Here is a 3,518-nt window from a genome sequence, read left to right as displayed (position 1 = left end):
ACCCCCCCCCCCCCCGGTCCGACGGCCGCCCCCCCCCCCCCCCCACGCCCCACCCTGGAGCCGCAACCACCCCACCTCACCCCACACAGGAAGTCGGACCGGCCGACTTCCTACGCGGGCGCAGCGCCGGTGCGGAGCACGGCGTGGTCACCCCGGGGGCCGAAGAGGTGGAGGATCTCGACGGCTTCCGGGCCCGCCGGGCCGAACCAGTGGGGTTCGGCGGTGTCGAACTCGGCGGCCTCGCCCGGCCGGAGGGTGTACTCGCGCTCGCCGACCAGTAGCCGCAGCTCACCGGCGAGGACGTAGAGCCACTCGTACCCGTGGTGGCTGACGAGCTTCGGCTCGCGCGGGGCGAGGACCTGCTTGAACACCTGCACCCGCCCCGGGTACTGGGTGAGCGGGACCAGGACGCTGCCGGTGTCGCGCTGCCGCGGCCGCAGGTGGAGGCGGGGGTCTCCGGTGACGGGGGCTTCGATCAGGTGGTCCAGGGCGACGCGGTGGGCGCGGGCCAGCGGGATGAGCAGATCGAGCGTCGGACGCCGGAGGCCGGACTCCAGGCGGGAGAGCGTGCTCACCGAGATGTTCGTGGCGGTGGCGAGGGCGTCCAGGGTGAGCCCCCGGCCCAGCCGCAGCGCGCGCAGCCGCGGCCCGATGGCGGCGATGATCTCCGTGACGTCGTCGGCGGGGGCGGGGTCGGCGTCCATGGGGGCGATTCTGCCCGGTCCACCGCCTTGCGGTTTCCGCAAGGCCCCTGTGCCGCCGCGCTCCCCACCGCCACCATGGGCTTCCGGTACGAAGATCCGACCGGAAGGCGCGCCCACCCCATGACCACCTCGACGACCCCGATCACCCCCGCCACCCCGTCCCCTCCCCCGCCCCGGCTCTCCGCCCGCCGACGCTGGACCGTGCTGGTCGTCTGCGCGCTGAGCCTGTTCCTGGTCGGCCTCGACACCACGATCGTCAACGTCGGTCTGCCGGCGATCGGCCGGGGCCTGCACGTCGGCACCCGTGACCTCGAATGGATCGTCGACGCCTACACCGTGGTCCTGGCCAGCCTGCTGATCTCGGCCGGCGCCATCGCCGACCGCTTCGGACGCCGTCGGGTCTTCCAGTGCGGGCTGCTGGTCTTCGGACTCGCCTCCCTCGCCTGCGCGCTCGCACCGTCGACCGGCGCGCTGGTCGCGGCCCGCGCCTTCCAGGGCGTGGGCGCGTCGATGCTCACCCCGGTGGCACTGGCCATCGTGGTCAACGCGATGCCCGACCCCCGGGAACGGGCCCGCGCGATCGGCGTCTGGGCCTCCGTGTTCGGGCTCAGCATGGCGGCCGGGCCGGTGACCGGCGGTGCGCTGGTCGCGGCGTTCGGCTGGCGTTCGGTGTTCTGGGTGAACGTACCGGTGGTGGTGGCGGCCGTGGTGCTGAGCGTGCTCTTCGTGCCCGAGTCCCGCGCCCCGCGGGCCCGGCGGCTCGACCTGCCCGGGCAGTTCCTGCTCACCGTGGCCGTGTCCGCGACGGTCGCCGTGCTGATCGAGGGCCCTCGGCTCGGCTGGGCCTCGCCCCTGACGCTCACCGGGTACGTGGTCGTGGTCGCGGCGACGGGCGGGTTCGTCCTCGTCGAACGCCGCCGGGCCGAACCGCTGATGGACCTCGGCCTGTTCCGGCGCCCGGTGTTCACCGCCGCCGTGCTGGGCGCGGTGGCGGTGTTCATCGCGCTCTCGGTGACCCTGCTGCTCACCACCTTCCAGCTCCAGCACGCGCGGGCGTGGACACCGCTCGCGGCCGGACTGGCCGCGCTGCCGCTGGCGGTGGGGGCGACGGTGTGCGCACCGCTGGCCGGCGTGCTGGTGGCCCGGGTCGGACCGCATCGGCCGCTGCTGTTCTCGGCCTGCTTCACCACCACCGCCGGTGCGCTCCTGCTGCTGCGGACGTTCCTCGGCGACGACACCCGGCCCGCCGGACCGGCCGACGTGCCGCTGCTGCTGGTCGCCCTCCTGCTGCTGGGCACCGGCTTCGGCTTCGCGAACGCGCCGATCACCAACACGGCCGTCGGCGGCCTGCCGGCGGACCGCGCCGGAGTGGCCGGGGCGATCACCTCGACGGCCCGCCAGCTCGGCTCCGCCGTCGGCATCGCCATCGCGGGCGGCCTGCTCGCCGGCGCGGACCCGGCCGCCCTCTCCGCCGCCTCCCGCCCGGGATGGCTGGTCGTCACGGCCTGTGGCCTGTTCCTCTTCCTGGTCGCCCGCACAGCCCCCCGCCGCGCCTGACAGAAAGCCGGCGGGTCCGACTTCCCGTGCACCGCAGGGGCCCGCAGTGCCATGGTGCCGATCCCCGTTGGGCCACCCTTGCGTCGCGTGGGAAGTCGGCCCCGCCGACTTCCGGTGCCCAGGCACCCGAGGCGCCACCGGTCGGCCCCTGCCGGGCTGCCCCGCCACCACCGAACTGTTCCAGCACACCCCGCCTTGCGCGGAAAGTCGGCGGGTCCGACTTTCCACGCACGGTGGCCCGCCCTCAACGCGGCCCAGGCGTCCCGTACCCACACTCAATCGGCTGCCCCGCTGCACGGAAAGTCGGCCGGCCCGACTTCCCATGCAGCCCGCACCCCCGCCGACCGACCCCCAGCCCGACCAAAGAACCCCGACCCACACAGGAAATCGGCGGGTCCGACCTCCTGCGCGAACGAAGACACTGCGGCCCGCCCCCGCCCCCGCCCCCGCCCCCGGCACAGGCCCCGGCACAGGCCCCGGCACCACGGATCCCCGCTCGATCGCTCTGCTGCACAGAAAGTCGGCGGGGCCGACTTCTCATGCAGCCCACCTCGGGCACCGCCCGGAGTACCGCCCGCCGACATCCGTCGAGCCGACCCAGCGTCGCGGAGCAGCGCCGCACTGCCCCCGCCTCGCACAGGAAGTCGGCGGGGCCGACTTCTCGCGCGGCGAAGGGCAGCCGGAGGCCCACACCGGACACGGGTCGGGCCCACGCTGGACGGGCCTCTCCGGTGCGCGGGAAGGGGAGTCGCGAACTGCCCGAACGTCACGGTGCAGTGCCGCCGGGCCATCGCGCACAGGAAGTCGGCGGGGCCGACTTCTCGTGCGGCGAAGGGCGGCCGGAGGCCCGCCTCGGGTGAGGGTCGGGGCGCTGCGGGCCGGTGGTCAGGGTGCTGTGGTGCATGGGAAGTCGGCGAGGCCGACTTCCCACGTGGGGTGGGCGGGCACGCGCGGGAGGGAGATCGATCTCCCATGGTGGGTTGTTCGGCTTGGCCTCGTTGGGCCGAGCAGGAAGTCGGCGGGGCCGACTTCTGGTGCAGGGTGGGGTGCCCGGCGGGGTGCGGGAAACCGGCGGGGGCGGCTTGCCGCGTGGGGCAGGGCCGAGTTCCCGTACGGGGCCGAGTGGGGTGGCTAGGTGGGGCGCAGGAAGTCGGGGGGGCCGACATACAGCGCGGGGGGGGGGGGGGGGGAGGCCGTCCGGGGGGGGCGGGTGCCCGGGTCATATAAAAAAAAACCAGCCCACCAGAAAACAAACAA

At 74.6% G+C, this 3,518-nt stretch carries 2 protein-coding genes; one reads left to right on the top strand and one right to left on the bottom strand.

All coding sequences use genetic code 11. The annotated features are described in order from the left end of the window. Positions 1-110: 110 nt before the first annotated feature. Positions 111-704, bottom strand: coding sequence for a helix-turn-helix domain-containing protein (locus tag ACFCX4_RS35360; protein WP_376151432.1), 594 nt, complete (start codon positions 702-704; stop codon positions 111-113). Positions 705-824: 120 nt separating this feature from the next. On the opposite strand from ACFCX4_RS35360, the gene ACFCX4_RS35355 reads away from it, so the two are divergent. Beyond that, positions 825-2,261 (top strand): MFS transporter, encoded by a 1,437-nt coding sequence (locus ACFCX4_RS35355; RefSeq protein ID WP_376151430.1) that lies wholly within the window; start codon positions 825-827, stop codon positions 2,259-2,261. Positions 2,262-3,518 lie beyond the last annotated feature (1,257 nt).

This window comes from Kitasatospora sp. NPDC056327 (genome assembly GCF_042261735.1).
Taxonomy (GTDB): domain Bacteria; phylum Actinomycetota; class Actinomycetes; order Streptomycetales; family Streptomycetaceae; genus Kitasatospora.
This window is presented reverse-complemented; position numbering and strand designations above follow the sequence as displayed.

Coding starts and splice junctions, on each gene's coding strand:
- ACFCX4_RS35360 (WP_376151432.1), bottom strand. CDS start 704: ATGGACGCCGACCCCGCCCCCGCCGACGACGTCACGGAGATCATCGCC.
- ACFCX4_RS35355 (WP_376151430.1), top strand. CDS start 825: ATGACCACCTCGACGACCCCGATCACCCCCGCCACCCCGTCCCCTCCC.